Origin of the sequence: Croceibacterium sp. TMG7-5b_MA50 (assembly GCF_039830145.1) — a bacterium.
In the GTDB taxonomy this organism is placed as follows: Bacteria; Pseudomonadota; Alphaproteobacteria; order Sphingomonadales; family Sphingomonadaceae; genus Croceibacterium.
The window spans coordinates 1,275,306-1,287,583 of sequence record NZ_CP156082.1 but is presented as its reverse complement, the minus strand read 5'-3'; the positions used below and the strand labels follow the sequence as shown (position 1 = coordinate 1,287,583).

Sequence of the window (12,278 nt, the reverse complement as noted above, 5' to 3'; positions counted from 1 at the left end):
AAGGTATTTGCATCATGACGACATTGTTGCCGACGACGACCGCGGGCAGCCTACCCAAGCCATCCTGGCTCGCCCAGCCCGAAAGCCTGTGGTCGCCCTGGAAGCTGGCGGGCCACGATCTGATCGCGGGCAAGCAGGATGCGTTGCGACTGGCGGTCGACGATCAGCGGCAGGCAGGCATCGACATTCTTGGCGATGGCGAGCAGACCCGCCAGCACTTCGTCACGACCTTCATCGAACATCTGGACGGTGTCGACTTCCAGAAGCGCGAGACGGTGCGCATCCGCGACCGCTACGACGCCAGCGTGCCGACGGTCGTTGGCGCCGTCTCACGGCCAACGTCGGTGTTCGTCGATGACGCCCGGTTCCTGCGTGCGCAGACTGACCAGCCGATCAAATGGACGCTGCCCGGGCCCATGACCATGATCGACACCCTGTACGACGCGCATTATCGGAGCCGCGAGAAGCTGGCGTGGGAGTTTGCCGGCATCCTCAACGAGGAAGCGCGCGAGCTGGAAGCCGCCGGGGTCGACATCATCCAGTTCGACGAACCCGCGTTCAATGTCTTCTTTGACGAAGCGAACGACTGGGGCATCGCCACGCTGGAGCGCGCGGCCGAGGGGCTGAAGGCGGAGGTCGCCGTCCACATCTGCTATGGCTACGGCATCAAGGCCAACACCGACTGGAAGAAGACGCTCGGCTCCGAATGGCGGCAATATGAGCAGACGTTCCCCAATCTGCAGAAGTCGAAGATCGATATCATCTCGCTCGAATGCCAGAACTCGCGCGTGCCGTTGGAGCTGATCGAACTGATCCGTGGCAAGAAGGTGATGGTCGGCGCGATCGACGTTGCGACGAACACGATCGAGACGCCTGGGCAGGTCGCCGACACGCTGCGCAATGCACTGCGCTTCGTCGACGCCGATAAGCTCTATCCGGCCACCAATTGCGGGATGGCGCCGCTGTCGCGCGACGTCGCGTGGGGCAAGTTGAAGGCATTGGCGGCCGGCGCGCAGCTCATCCGCAAGGAACTGGCAGGCTAGGCGGTAACCGACATCTTCACGCTCCTACGGTTCTGACGATGTTACGCATCGTCCGGTGACCACGGGGCTGTCCGCATCATCACCGTGTTGAAGAGGTCGGACTCCAGATGCTCCTTCAACCAGGCCTGAAGGTGGGCTAGCGGCTGGGCGGCAAACCATTCGCGGTCGACCGCAGCGAATTGCCGCACAAACGGTAGTATCGCGGCGTCGGTGAGTCCCCGCGCAGGGCCGCAAAGTTGGCTCTGCGCGGAAAGACGGACGTCGAGCTCGCGCAGGAACGTCAACCCGCTCCGGCGATGCTCGAGTGGGTTGCTGTCGTGCCGTTCCGGATATTTGTAGCGGTCCAGATGCCGTTTGAAGGCTTGGTCGTTCTTGGCGATCAGGGCGGCATCGTCTCGTGACAGCCAACCCTCGGGATCGCATCGCGTCAAGGCCCAGCGCATGATGTCGAGGCTCTCGTCGAGGACACTGCCGTCCGGCAGGACGAGCACCGGCACGGTGCCCTTTGGCGAGGCCAGCAACATGGCGTCCGGCTTCATCTGCAGCCTGACCTCGCGCAACTCGTAGCGCGTACCGCTCACCGCAAGCGCCATTCTTGCCCGCATCGCATAAGGGCACCGGCGGAAGCTGTAGAGGATGAGATCAGCCATCCTGGCTGTCTTGCCCCGCAATCCGGGTAGCACCGACATGGGAACGACCATGCGCTGCAGCCAGCGTCTCCTGCCGTTGACGTTCCCGGTAAGAGGCGCGCTGCGCATCGCTTCGTTCAGGGAAGCAGGCGGGACAGCTCACTCCTGCTTCAAAGTGGGGGGATGCGTGATCCTGCGCGTCCACCGGACGGCGGCATGCGTGGCAAAGTTCGAACGTGCCTTGCGCCAGGCCATGGCCGATCGCCACCCGCTGGTCGAACACGAAGCATTCGCCCCGCCACAAGCTCGCCTCCTCGGGAACAGTCTCCAGATATTTAAGAATCCCACCCTTCAGGTGATAGACCTCTTCAACTCCCTCCTGCTTCAGGAAGGCGGTCGATTTCTCGCAGCGTATGCCGCCGGTGCAGTACATCGCAACCTTTGTCTGCTGTCCGCTTTTCAGCAGATCTTCGCGGACTTTGCGGAACCACGCAGGAAATTCGCTAAAGGATGCAGTCGCTGGATTGATTGCACCATCGAACGTGCCGATCGCCACCTCGTACTCGTTGCGCGTGTCGATCACGATCGTGGCCGGGTCGGTGATCAGCGCATTCCAGTCCTGCGCCTCGACATACGTGCCGACACCTGTCCTGGGGTCGATCGCCGGTTCCCCCATTGTGACGATTTCGCGCTTCAGGCGCACCTTCAGCCGGTGGAAGGGCATCGTGGAGGCAGTTGACAGCTTCACATCGAGATCCGCGCAACCGGGCAATTGGCGAATGTGGTCCAGCACGGCGGTGATTGCGTGGTCGTGGCCGGCGATCGTGCCGTTGATCCCTTCGGGTGCGAGCAGCAGCGTGCCCCGCACACCATGAGTGCGGCAGATGTTCTCAAGCGGCGCGCGCAGCTGTCCGCAATCGGGGAAGTGGGTGAAGCGGTACAAGGCCGCCACGGTGAGGAGGGCCTGATCTTGCGGAATAGAGCTCATACCCCGCCCATAGCGCCACGTCGAAGGCACGTCTCTACAGCGGCCGATTTCAGGCGTTCGTTCCGGAGCTGAGCACCTAAGCGAGGGTGCTGAATGCCCCCTATGGGGTGGTCGCGTCCAACTTCACCCTCACGAAGGCAACTGCCGCAGCACGGCTGCCTCGGCCTGGCCGATCTCCGCACCCCGGCGTTGGCCCCGTGCACCCGGACCGGTGCTGGCATGCTCGGCGAAGCGCGCTTCTTCAGGCTGCAGCATGGTACGCGGGTTACCGCTGCGGTCGGTGTACCACATCTCTGTCCAGCCGGCCGGCGCGATGTGGCTATCCATCCAGCAATCAAGAAACGCGGCCATGCCGGTCGCTTGCGGATTGCCATAACGGCCATCGGGGAAGCTGGCGGACGGGCGCCATGGGCGACCGAGGAACACGCTGCCGTCGGGCACGCCATCGTCGCGGGTCAGACGGCAGCGGTCGAACACCAGCCCGACCGGATTACGCAGCAGCGTGCTGGGTGCGGCGATGTAGCCGGTCACCTGCGCCGGGTCGGGCCGAAGGCGTGAGCGGATTTCGCATCCTTCGAACAGCGCCGCGCCTGCGCCGAAGATGAAGTCGTAGCTGCCGCTGACCAGGCAATCGCGCAGGATCGTGCGGCCGGCGTCGGGGAAGAAGGTGTCCTGGTGGCTGGCGATCGTCACGCGTTCCAGCAGCGCGCCGTCACTCTCCCCACTCAGCATCAGCGCCACCGCCTGCGGCCCGCGCGGATCGTCGGACAGCAGCTTGGGGCCGGTCTTGCGCATCTCGGCGATGCCGTCGAACGTGTTCTCGATGGTCAGGTTGCTGGCGGCGAAGCCCGGGGCGGTCACGGTGATTACCGGGGTGCGGAAGGTGCCGTAGGGCCGACCATCGGGCGCGATCAGGCCCGACGCGGCGGTGAAGCACAGACGGGTGGCGACGCGATCCTCCCCCATCAGGTGAACCTGTGGGGCGGTCACGGTCAACTGTTCGCGCCATTCCCCGCGCGCGATCCAGATGCGGAACGGTCGCGTGCCGGCGGACGGCGCCGCAGCGAGCGCCGCACCCAGGCTGGCGTGACGCGACCCCGCCGGCACGTCGGTGCGGGCGGCGGGGGCGACTACCGCATCGTAAGCGGCGGCGGTGCCGCCCTGGCCGGTGATACAGCCGGGAAGGGAGAGCAGCCCGGCGGCGGCGATCGCCTGCCGCCGGGTCAGGGTCCACAATCGTCCCTTGGCAGTCTGGTGCATCAGAACTGGTACCTTGCTCCCAGATAGAACTGCCGCCCCGTATGGCTGTTCACCAGGATGCTGTCGCGCCCGGTATCGGTGAACTGGCGGTTGAACGTGTCGAGCAGGTTCAGCCCTTCCAGCGTCAGCCGCAGATTGTCGTTGACCGAGTAGCCGATCGACCCGTCCAGCGTCAGCGTGCTGCGCACACCATCGGCGTTGTTGAAGCTGGTGCCACTGGGGATGGCGGTCAGGTAATCGTCGCGATAGGCGATGGACCCGCGTGCGCTGAACCGGTCGTCTTCGTAATACAGCGTCGCGTTGAAGGCGTGCTTGGACAGGCCCAGCAGGTCCGCATCGGTGAACCCGCTGGCCGACAGCCGGTCGAAATAGGTGATCGTGGAGTCTACGAACGTGTAGTTCAGCAGGGTGCCGAAATTAGCGAGCGATCCCGGCAGGAAGCTGAACGGCTGCTGGTAGCTGACCTCCACCCCCTTCAGCGGACCACCTTCGGTGTTGACCGGCTGGTTGAACACGAACTCGTCGTTGGGCGACACGCCGAGGCCGTTCAGCAGGTCGAGCGGCAGACCGGACTGGTTGAACGGCTGCGTCACGCGCGAGGTCTGGATGTAGGTCTTGATGTCCTTGTAGAACAGGCCGACGCCCAGGAACGCCTCTGGCGCGAAGTACCATTCGGCCGACAGGTCCACGGTGTTGGCGCGGATCGGGTCGAGCAGCGGATTGCCCGAGCTGACCGAGAATACGCCAACGGTACTCAGGCTCCCGCCCGGCGTGATCGAACCCAGATTGGGCCGCGTCATCACCCGCGCCGCGCCCAGCCGCAGCAGGAAGTCGGGCGTGACCTCCGCCGTCAGGTTGAAGGCGGGCAGCCAGTCGTCGTACGAGCGTTCCGCCGTGACCTGCTGCGCCGCGCCCGCGACCAGCTGGTAGCCCTGTGATCGCTGTTCGGTGTTCACGTAGCGAAGACCCACATCGCCGCGCAGCGGAATGCCGACATCGACGTCGAAATCGAGCTGCAGGTAGGCCGCCGTGTCCGTCTCGCGTACGCTGCGGATGTTGCCGCGCGCATTGGCGTTGCTGGCACCCGACAGTTCGAACAGACCCTGGTTGTCGTAGATGTCGAACAGGTCGGCGAAGGCGTCGATGTCGGGCGCGATCCATGCCGTGGCGTTGCCGTCGGGGTCGCCCAGGTTTCGACCGAAATCGTCGAGCAGGAAGGTCAGGCCCGCCAGCGTGGTGCCCGCGGGCAGCTGCGGCACGACGCCTTCGTTGACGCGCGCACGCGCATCGGAATCGAAGGTGTAGCGCTTCACGTTGACGCCTGCCTTCATCGTGAAGCTGTCCGTCAGCTCGTAGGCGAGGTTCGCCTGTCCGGTCAGGATCTGGTTGTCGACCGAGTTCGGCCGCAGCCTGATTTCCGAACGGGGGATGCCGAAGGCGAAGCTGGCGGGATCCGTGACGTCGAATCCGTAATCGATCAGCGGCAAGTTGGCATCGGGTCGGTAATCGTAGCTGTAGCCGTCCGTGTTGTTGCGGTTGAGGATCACGGTGGTCTGCACCGGATTGTCGAAATAGGAACGGGAGTAGCCGACCAGGCCGTTGACCCGCAGCCGGTCACCAAACCGGTGTTCGCCCGTCAGGGTGTACTGCGAGTATTCGGTGCTGAGCTCGTCCCGCCGGGTTTCCGTCTGGATGTCGACCTGATTGAACAGGCCATAGACCATGTCGCCACCGGCATCGATCTCGCCATCCAGCACCACCGCCTCGGGTCGACCGCCCTGCGACAGCGGGCGGGCGAAGGAGAGGTTTTCCAGCCAGTTCTCCGTCCGCGTCGCCTCGAAGCGGGAGAACAGCACGTCGAGACTGAACAGCGTGTCGGTGCCCGGCTTCCACTGCAGCGATCCTGTCAGACCCAGCCGGTTCTGGTCGTGCGTCAGCCGGCCATAGCGCGGAAAACGCGGGCTGTAGGTGTCGACGTCGTTCGCCTCCGCGAACGGGGAGGTCGGGCTGTACCCGCCGGAGTTCTGCCCGTCGAGCCAGCCGCCCGACCCATGCCCTTCCTCGAAGATGCGACGGCCGGTGTAGGAGACGGAGAACAGCGCACCCAGCGTGTCGTCGGCGAAGGTGTCGGCGATTACTGCGCCCAGCTTCGGGTCGAACTTCTGCGACAGGTCGTTGTACCCGGCCTGCGCGCTGACCACGGCGGTGAACTCGCCATAATCGAACGGGCGGGCGGTAGTGAGGTCCACCGTGGCGCCCAGTGATCCTTCTTCTGTCTCCGCGCTCGCCGTCTTGCGCACGGTGATGTTGTTAAACAGCTCCGACGCGAAGACGTTGAAGTCGAAGGCGCGATTACGGTTGTTGCCGCCTGAGCTGTCGGTGCCGCCGGCGGTGCTCTGCCCCTCGACCCCGTTCACGCGCACGCGGGTGAATTGCGGACCCAGGCCACGCACGGTGATCTGGCGTCCTTCGCCCGCATCACGCGCAATGGACACGCCGGGCAGCCGCTGGATCGCTTCGGCCAAGTTGTTGTCGGGGAAGTCGGCGACATCCTCCGCCGTGATGACATCGACGATGCCGTTCGCCTGCCGCTTTTCCTGAAGCGAGCGGTCGATCGCGGCGCGAAAGCCGGTGACGACGATCTCACCGGTGTCGGTCGCATCGCCCGTCGGCAGCGGCGTCTGGTCGACAGGGTTCTGCTGGGCGGGAACCTGGCCCAGCGTGCCGGCGGCGCTGCTGCCCGCCTGCGGCTGCACCTGGGCGTTGGCGGCGATCAGCATGGAGGACGCCTGCCCGGCGATCGGCGGCTGACGACGCAGCAGGATCGTGCCCTGGCTGCGGGTCACGGTCAGCCCGCTGCCCGACAGCATCAGGCGCAGCGCCTCGTCCACGCTCATCACTCCGCGCACGGCGCGCAGGGTCTGGCCGCGCAACGCGTCCTGCGTCGCCAGCACCTGTATGCCCGCCTGCCGGGCGAACAGCGGCACCGCGGTCTCGGCCGATTGCGCCGGCACGTCGAAGGTACGCTCCTGCGCCACGGCGGCGGCAGCCGGCATGGTGGCGACAGCGACGATGGAAACGCCCGCAAGCGCGATGGCGCGATGGTCCATGTATCTCTCCCCTGTACGCGCCCGGTTTGCCCGGGCGTCACAATACAGGAGCCCGGCGCGGTGGCCTTCCGTCAGGGGTTCGGCAAATCTTTTTCGCGCAGGCGGATGGTGTCGCCGTCGACCTCCACCCGGGCGTCAAGCAGGGTGGCCGCATCGCGCGCGAAACCCTGCGGATCGCCGATGCGGAACAGCCCCACCAGCTGCTGCCGGCGCAGCGCCGCACCCTCGATTACCAGTTGCTGACGGTTGTAGCGGTTGAAGCGCAACGCCGCCTCGTACAGCGTCTCCCCGCTGAGTGCGATGGTGCCCTGCCGCCAGGCCAGCCGCCGCTCCACCGCGTCGGGTTCCGTGATGATGGTTGGCGCCTCGCCCGATGCGGGGAACAGGGCGGATTGCCCGACATGCAGCACCTGGCGCACGCCCGGCGTGGCGGTGGACCATGCCGAGACTGTGCCTTCGGTCACCGATACGCGGACCGACCCACCCATCCGTTCGACCGCGAACTCGGTGCCCAGTACCTGCACCTGCGCCCGCCCGGCATCGAGCACGAAGGGCCGCTGCTCGTCGCGCTGCACGTCGAACCAGGCCTCGCCCCGCACCAGCGTGACGTGGCGTTCCCTGGGGCGCAGGTCCACCACCAGTTCGCTGCCGCCGTCGATCAGCGTGACGGACCCGTCGGCCAGTGGCACGCGGCGGATCTCTCCTGCCTGCGTGGCCATCCGGTCGCCGCCCTCCTGCCATGGCGCGATCAGCGCGAGGGCGACGGCGGCCGCCGCTGCGGGCAGGGCCAGCCACCATCGGCGACTGCGAGAGCGAGGCGGCGCGGCATCGGCAGTCGGCTCCGCCGACAGCTCCGGTGCAGCATCGCCTAGCAGGTGCCAGGCCGCCTCCGCCCGCAGCAGGGCGCCGGCATGCCGCTCGTCCGCCGCGACCCAGGCATTGCGCTCCGCTTCCTCAGCCGGGGTCAACGGATAGCGCACCACCCATTCGCAGGCGGATCGCTCAATCCTGTGCGCGTCGGACATCGGTCCCCTCCGTGCCGTCGGTGCCGCCGTTCAGCCGCTCGCCTGCCAATTGCCGCAGCACCTGCCGCAGGCCACGGGCAGCCTCGTTCTCGACCACGTTCTCGGTCACGCCGAGCTGCCGGGCAATGTCGCGCTGAGACAATCCCTCTATACGGCGCATCTCCACCACCCGGCGGCAGCGGTCCGGCAGGGCGGCGATCAGGGCGCGCACATGGGCGAGTTCCAGCCGCCCCCCGGTGATCCGTTCGGGGGAGGGTTCATCAGCCGGCAGCGTGACGGCGTCGATCTCCGTAAGCGCGTCGATCCGTACGATGCGCGCCCGACGCAGCTGGCGCAGCGCGATATTGCGTGCGGTGATGCGGAAATAAGCGCGCGGCTCCTCGATATGGGCGACCGATTGCAGCTTGGCGAAGCGGGCATAGCATTCCTGCACGATATCCTCGACATCGTGGAAGTTGACGACGGTGCGGCGCAGCCAGCGGCGTACCTCCCGCTCGTGCGGCAGGATCTCGCGCGCGATCCAGATCGTCAGTTCTCGCCGGTCCATCACTGCCATGGATTCACGGCCACCGACTTTCCGTCAGCGGAGCCGCAGATCATGCCGCGCTCACTCGATCGCCTGGTAGACCAGCGCCCGGACCTTGCCATGATCGTCGATGTCGCCCGCAGGGATCAGCTGGGTCAGGTACACGATCGTCAGCCCTTCCGCCGGATCGACCCAGTACTGGCTGTGGTAGGCTCCGCCCCAGCCGAACTCCCCTTCCGAACCAAGTTCCCCCGCGGCGCCAAGGTCAGTGCGGACGGAGAAGCCGAGGCCGAAACTCATGCCAGGATCGTATTCGACCGATCCCAGGTGATTGGCGGTCATGAGGTCGACCGACTTGCGGCTGAGATAACGCCGCCCGTCCAACTCTCCGCCCCGCCGCATCATCTCCAGAAATCGGGAATAATCCGCCGCAGTGGACAGGAGGCCCGCACCGCCGGAATAGGCGATGCGCGGACCCTGGAGGTAATGGCCCTGGCCATGATAATGCCCGCCGGTTCCGGCATCTGCATCCGGCGCCCGGCGGACGGCGCGCCCGTCCGCTTCGTACACCACGGCCAGTCGGTCGGCCTTGTCGGCCGGCAGGTAGAAGAACGTGTCTTTCATCCCCAGCGGGCCGGTCAGCCGCTCGTCGAAGAAGGCCTGCAATGACATGCCGCTGACCGTCTCGACGATCACGCCCAGCACATCGGTGTTGTAGCCGTAGACGAATTTCGTGCCCGGTTGCGCCGCCATCGGCAGCGATCCCATGCGCGCGACCGCCGCGGCCACCGGTTCCGTCCGGTCGGCGAAGTACCATCCGGCGAACCCCGCATCGCGCCACGCCTGTTCGGCGGGGCCGCCGCCATAGGACAGGCCGGCCGTGTGCGTCAGCAGATCGCGGATGGTGATCGGCCGTTCCGCCGGGGCGATCGTGTAGCCGCCGGCCGCATCAGGCACGGCGACCGTGGTGTTCTGCCATTCGGGCAGGAACTTGCCCACCGGATCGTCCAGCAGCAGCCGGCCTTCTTCCAGCAGCATCATGATGGAAACGCTGGTCAGCGCCTTGGTCTGGGACGCGATGCGGAAGATGCTGTCGGGTCGCATCCGATCGCCCGCTTCCTTGTCGCGCCAGCCCACCGCTTCGGAGAACACGGACCGGCCGTTCTGCCGGACCTGCATCACCGCGCCGGCGATGCGGCCATCATCGACATAGCGCTGCAATTCGGCGCGCAGCCGGTCCAGCCGCTCTTCCGAAATGCCGGGCGTGGCGGCCGTCGTGGACTGGGCATGGGCCATGTTGCCGCCTGCCGGCAGCGCCAGTGCCGCCAGCAAAGGCGCGGCCAGCCATGTCATCGCCCTGTTCACCCGCATGTTCGCTCCCCCTCGATCTATTTCACCCGCCTTACCACGCATTCGCCGGTTTCAAGAAGAAGGTCGCCGCGGCATCGGCACGAGCTGGCATCTGCAGGGCTGGCATTCATCGCTTCTGCCTGCGGCTGGGCGACCGACATGGAGACGAACTCTCCGCGCGCCTGTGTTGGCCACAGTTGGTCGGTCATCGGCCTTGTAGAGGCGCTGTTACGGAATGCTGCAAGTTCGACACAAGCCGGGACTATCATGTGCCCGCCCGCCGCAGCATATGTCTGTCATGGCCAGCCACGCGATCCGCAACCGCCTTTCCCGCGCGAGCCCGGCGTGCTTGGGCATGGCAGGCATCCTCGCCATTGGCATGGTCGTTGCCGACCCGGCCACCGCGCAGACCGATGTTGATGACAATGCCATCGTCGTGACGGCACAACGTTCCGGCGCGCCCATGTGGACCATCGATACGCCGGCCGGCGCCGTCATCCTGGTCGGCGAGATACGCGCCGTGCCGAAATCAACGCCATGGCAGCCCGATCGGTTGAAGCAGGCAAGCGCAGCGGCAGACCGCGTCATCCTGCGGGCTTTGCCTAAATTCTCGCCGGGCGACGTGCTGCGCCTGATCTTCGCTGGCGGTCGCGTCACCAGACTGCCTGACGACACGGTCGCGGCGGATTACCTGACGGCCGGCCAGCGCGCGCGACTGGCTGCGCTGGAGGCGCTGTACGATGTCGATTACGACCGCCGCAGCTTCCTGATGTCCGCCTTCGACCTGCTGGCCAGACGGCTTGATTTCGATGACAACACGACCGACGATGCGACGGACGTGGTGCGCAAGGCCGCCGACCGCGCGGATGTGCCGATCCAACGGCCGGACCGGTTCCGCGGTGAGGACCTGCTCGACAATCTGGCCGCGGCCGAGCCGGCGAGCCACGTAGCCTGCCTGGATGCAGCAATGACAGCAACAGAGGCGGGCCGCGGCATCATCGAGGCTCGCGCAGATGACTGGCGCAGGTCCGACGTGCCGGGTGTCATGGCGAACCCGCTGGAAGTGGCGCTCGGCACATGCTGGCCATGGGCCGATGATGAGCTAGGGACGGAAATCCGGGAGCAATGGACCGGCATGATCGCTGATGCGGCGCGGGCGCGGGGGGTGACGCTCGCCGTCGTGCCTTTGCGCGTACTGGCCGAACAACGCGGCGTGCTCGACCGGTTGCAGGCGCGTGGCTTCGTGATTTCGGGGCCGGATTGGCGCTGATCGAATGGGCAGCTTGTCGGGTGTACGATCAGGAAGGGAGAAGGAATGATGGTGCAGGCGGGATGGGGCGCTGCAGGGTTGCTGGTGCTGGCGATGTCGCACATGCCGGTGGCGGCACAGTCCCCGACGATTCCAGTCGATGACAGCTACACGGTATCCAGCCGCTTCCTGGCGAACCAGGCAGCGCACCCGGATTACCGTCTGCCGGTGCTGACCACCGTGGCAGGACAGCAGATCCTGTTCGACCGCCTCTACAAGACCGTTGGTGGCAGGGAACTGCACAGCGACGTCTTCCTGCCGCCGGCCGAAACGGGGTCGGGGCAGGCGATCGTGCTGGTCCATGGCGGCGGCTGGCATTCGGGTAACAAGTCCAACTTCTACTCCATGGCCAATCTGCTGGCGCAGCGTGGCTATGTCGTTGTCCTGCCCGAATTCCGCCTCGCTCCGGAGGCGGGCTATCCGGCCGGGGTCATCGACGTGAACGATGCCATTCGCTGGACCATGTCGCAGGCGGCGGAGTTCGGTATCGACCCACAACGCGTCGCGATCGGCGGCGAGTCATCGGGCGGGCAGATGGCCGCCCTTGTCGCGTATACCGGCGGCTCCACCCTGTTCAGCGGCGGATCGGACCGGGCACCCAGCGTCAACGCTCTGATCGACATCGATGGCGTGATCGACTTCACCACGCCGCTGGCGCTGGCGAATGAGAACCGCAACGATGCCACTCCGGCAGCGCGCTGGCTGGGCGGCTCGTGGGAGCAGGCGCCGGACCGCTGGCGTGAGGCGAGCGCGGCCACCCATGTCGGGCCGAACTCGCCCGCAACACTGGTCATCAGTGGGGAGCGGGATCGGTTTACGGCGGGGATGGAGAAGGTCCTGCCCATCCTCGCGGCGCATGGCATTCCCCACCATCACGCTCATTTCGCGGACCAGCCGCACACATTCTGGCTGTTCCAACCCTACACCAGTCAGGTGGTGGCGGAAATCGACACGTTCCTGCAGGACCTCCAACCGGCGCAGACAGCGGCGCCCTGAACTCACGCATCGGCCTTGACGCGAATGCTGCGTCCGCTCTGA

11 protein-coding genes are annotated in these 12,278 nt (G+C 66.2%); 3 read left to right on the top strand and 8 right to left on the bottom strand.

All coding sequences use genetic code 11. The features are described 5' to 3' along the window. Positions 1 to 14: 14 nt before the first annotated feature. Positions 15 to 1,043, top strand: coding sequence for a methionine synthase (locus V5740_RS06310; RefSeq protein ID WP_347304217.1), 1,029 nt, complete (start codon positions 15 to 17; stop codon positions 1,041 to 1,043). A 41-nt stretch (positions 1,044 to 1,084) separates the two neighbouring features. Here V5740_RS06310 and V5740_RS06305 read toward each other — a convergent pair whose 3' ends face one another. From V5740_RS06305 to V5740_RS06270, 8 genes are all read right to left on the bottom strand, one after another. Next, the gene (locus V5740_RS06305; RefSeq protein ID WP_347304216.1) at positions 1,085 to 1,693 is read right to left on the bottom strand and encodes a glutathione S-transferase; all 609 of its coding nucleotides are present in this window, start codon (positions 1,691 to 1,693) and stop codon (positions 1,085 to 1,087) included. Continuing rightward, positions 1,686 to 2,660: a rhodanese-related sulfurtransferase gene (locus tag V5740_RS06300; RefSeq protein WP_347304215.1), complete on the bottom strand. Its 975-nt coding sequence runs from the start codon at positions 2,658 to 2,660 to the stop codon at positions 1,686 to 1,688. The genes V5740_RS06305 and V5740_RS06300 overlap by 8 nt, the downstream gene beginning before the upstream one ends. Positions 2,661 to 2,789: 129 nt before the next feature. After that, on the bottom strand, positions 2,790 to 3,920 hold the full coding sequence (locus tag V5740_RS06295; protein WP_347304214.1) for a pectinesterase family protein: 1,131 nt from the start codon (positions 3,918 to 3,920) through the stop codon (positions 2,790 to 2,792). Then, positions 3,920 to 7,030, bottom strand: a complete 3,111-nt coding sequence (locus tag V5740_RS06290; RefSeq protein WP_347304213.1) for a TonB-dependent receptor — start codon at positions 7,028 to 7,030, stop codon at positions 3,920 to 3,922. The genes V5740_RS06295 and V5740_RS06290 overlap by 1 nt, the downstream gene beginning before the upstream one ends. A gap of 71 nt (positions 7,031 to 7,101) precedes the next feature. After that, positions 7,102 to 8,055 carry a FecR domain-containing protein gene (locus V5740_RS06285; RefSeq protein WP_347304212.1) on the bottom strand — a complete coding sequence of 318 codons (954 nt, stop codon included), beginning with the start codon at positions 8,053 to 8,055 and terminating at the stop codon, positions 7,102 to 7,104. Further along, positions 8,033 to 8,602 carry an RNA polymerase sigma factor gene (locus tag V5740_RS06280; protein ID WP_347304211.1) on the bottom strand — a complete coding sequence of 190 codons (570 nt, stop codon included), beginning with the start codon at positions 8,600 to 8,602 and terminating at the stop codon, positions 8,033 to 8,035. Before V5740_RS06280 ends, V5740_RS06285 begins: the two co-directional genes overlap by 23 nt. 60 nt (positions 8,603 to 8,662) lie before the next feature. Further along, the gene (locus V5740_RS06275) at positions 8,663 to 9,952 is read right to left on the bottom strand and encodes a serine hydrolase domain-containing protein (protein WP_347304210.1); all 1,290 of its coding nucleotides are present in this window, start codon (positions 9,950 to 9,952) and stop codon (positions 8,663 to 8,665) included. A gap of 17 nt (positions 9,953 to 9,969) precedes the next feature. After that, the gene (locus V5740_RS06270; protein WP_347304209.1) at positions 9,970 to 10,140 is read right to left on the bottom strand and encodes a hypothetical protein; all 171 of its coding nucleotides are present in this window, start codon (positions 10,138 to 10,140) and stop codon (positions 9,970 to 9,972) included. Between the two features lie 146 nt (positions 10,141 to 10,286). Here V5740_RS06270 and V5740_RS06265 point away from each other — a divergent pair, with 146 nt between their 5' ends. Next, the gene (locus V5740_RS06265) at positions 10,287 to 11,201 is read left to right on the top strand and encodes a TraB/GumN family protein (protein ID WP_347304208.1); all 915 of its coding nucleotides are present in this window, start codon (positions 10,287 to 10,289) and stop codon (positions 11,199 to 11,201) included. A gap of 45 nt (positions 11,202 to 11,246) precedes the next feature. Further along, on the top strand, positions 11,247 to 12,236 hold the full coding sequence (locus V5740_RS06260; protein WP_347304207.1) for an alpha/beta hydrolase: 990 nt from the start codon (positions 11,247 to 11,249) through the stop codon (positions 12,234 to 12,236). Positions 12,237 to 12,278 lie beyond the last annotated feature (42 nt).

What these genes read in the sequence shown, in the direction of transcription:
- V5740_RS06310 (WP_347304217.1), top strand. Translation starts at nt 15, where the DNA reads ATGACGACATTGTTGCCGACGACGACCGCGGGCAGCCTACCCAAGCCA.
- V5740_RS06305 (WP_347304216.1), bottom strand. Translation starts at nt 1,693, where the DNA reads ATGGCTGATCTCATCCTCTACAGCTTCCGCCGGTGCCCTTATGCGATG.
- V5740_RS06300 (WP_347304215.1), bottom strand. Translation starts at nt 2,660, where the DNA reads ATGAGCTCTATTCCGCAAGATCAGGCCCTCCTCACCGTGGCGGCCTTG.
- V5740_RS06295 (WP_347304214.1), bottom strand. Translation starts at nt 3,920, where the DNA reads ATGCACCAGACTGCCAAGGGACGATTGTGGACCCTGACCCGGCGGCAG.
- V5740_RS06290 (WP_347304213.1), bottom strand. Translation starts at nt 7,030, where the DNA reads ATGGACCATCGCGCCATCGCGCTTGCGGGCGTTTCCATCGTCGCTGTC.
- V5740_RS06285 (WP_347304212.1), bottom strand. Translation starts at nt 8,055, where the DNA reads ATGTCCGACGCGCACAGGATTGAGCGATCCGCCTGCGAATGGGTGGTG.
- V5740_RS06280 (WP_347304211.1), bottom strand. Translation starts at nt 8,602, where the DNA reads ATGGACCGGCGAGAACTGACGATCTGGATCGCGCGCGAGATCCTGCCG.
- V5740_RS06275 (WP_347304210.1), bottom strand. Translation starts at nt 9,952, where the DNA reads ATGCGGGTGAACAGGGCGATGACATGGCTGGCCGCGCCTTTGCTGGCG.
- V5740_RS06270 (WP_347304209.1), bottom strand. Translation starts at nt 10,140, where the DNA reads ATGACCGACCAACTGTGGCCAACACAGGCGCGCGGAGAGTTCGTCTCC.
- V5740_RS06265 (WP_347304208.1), top strand. Translation starts at nt 10,287, where the DNA reads ATGGCAGGCATCCTCGCCATTGGCATGGTCGTTGCCGACCCGGCCACC.
- V5740_RS06260 (WP_347304207.1), top strand. Translation starts at nt 11,247, where the DNA reads ATGATGGTGCAGGCGGGATGGGGCGCTGCAGGGTTGCTGGTGCTGGCG.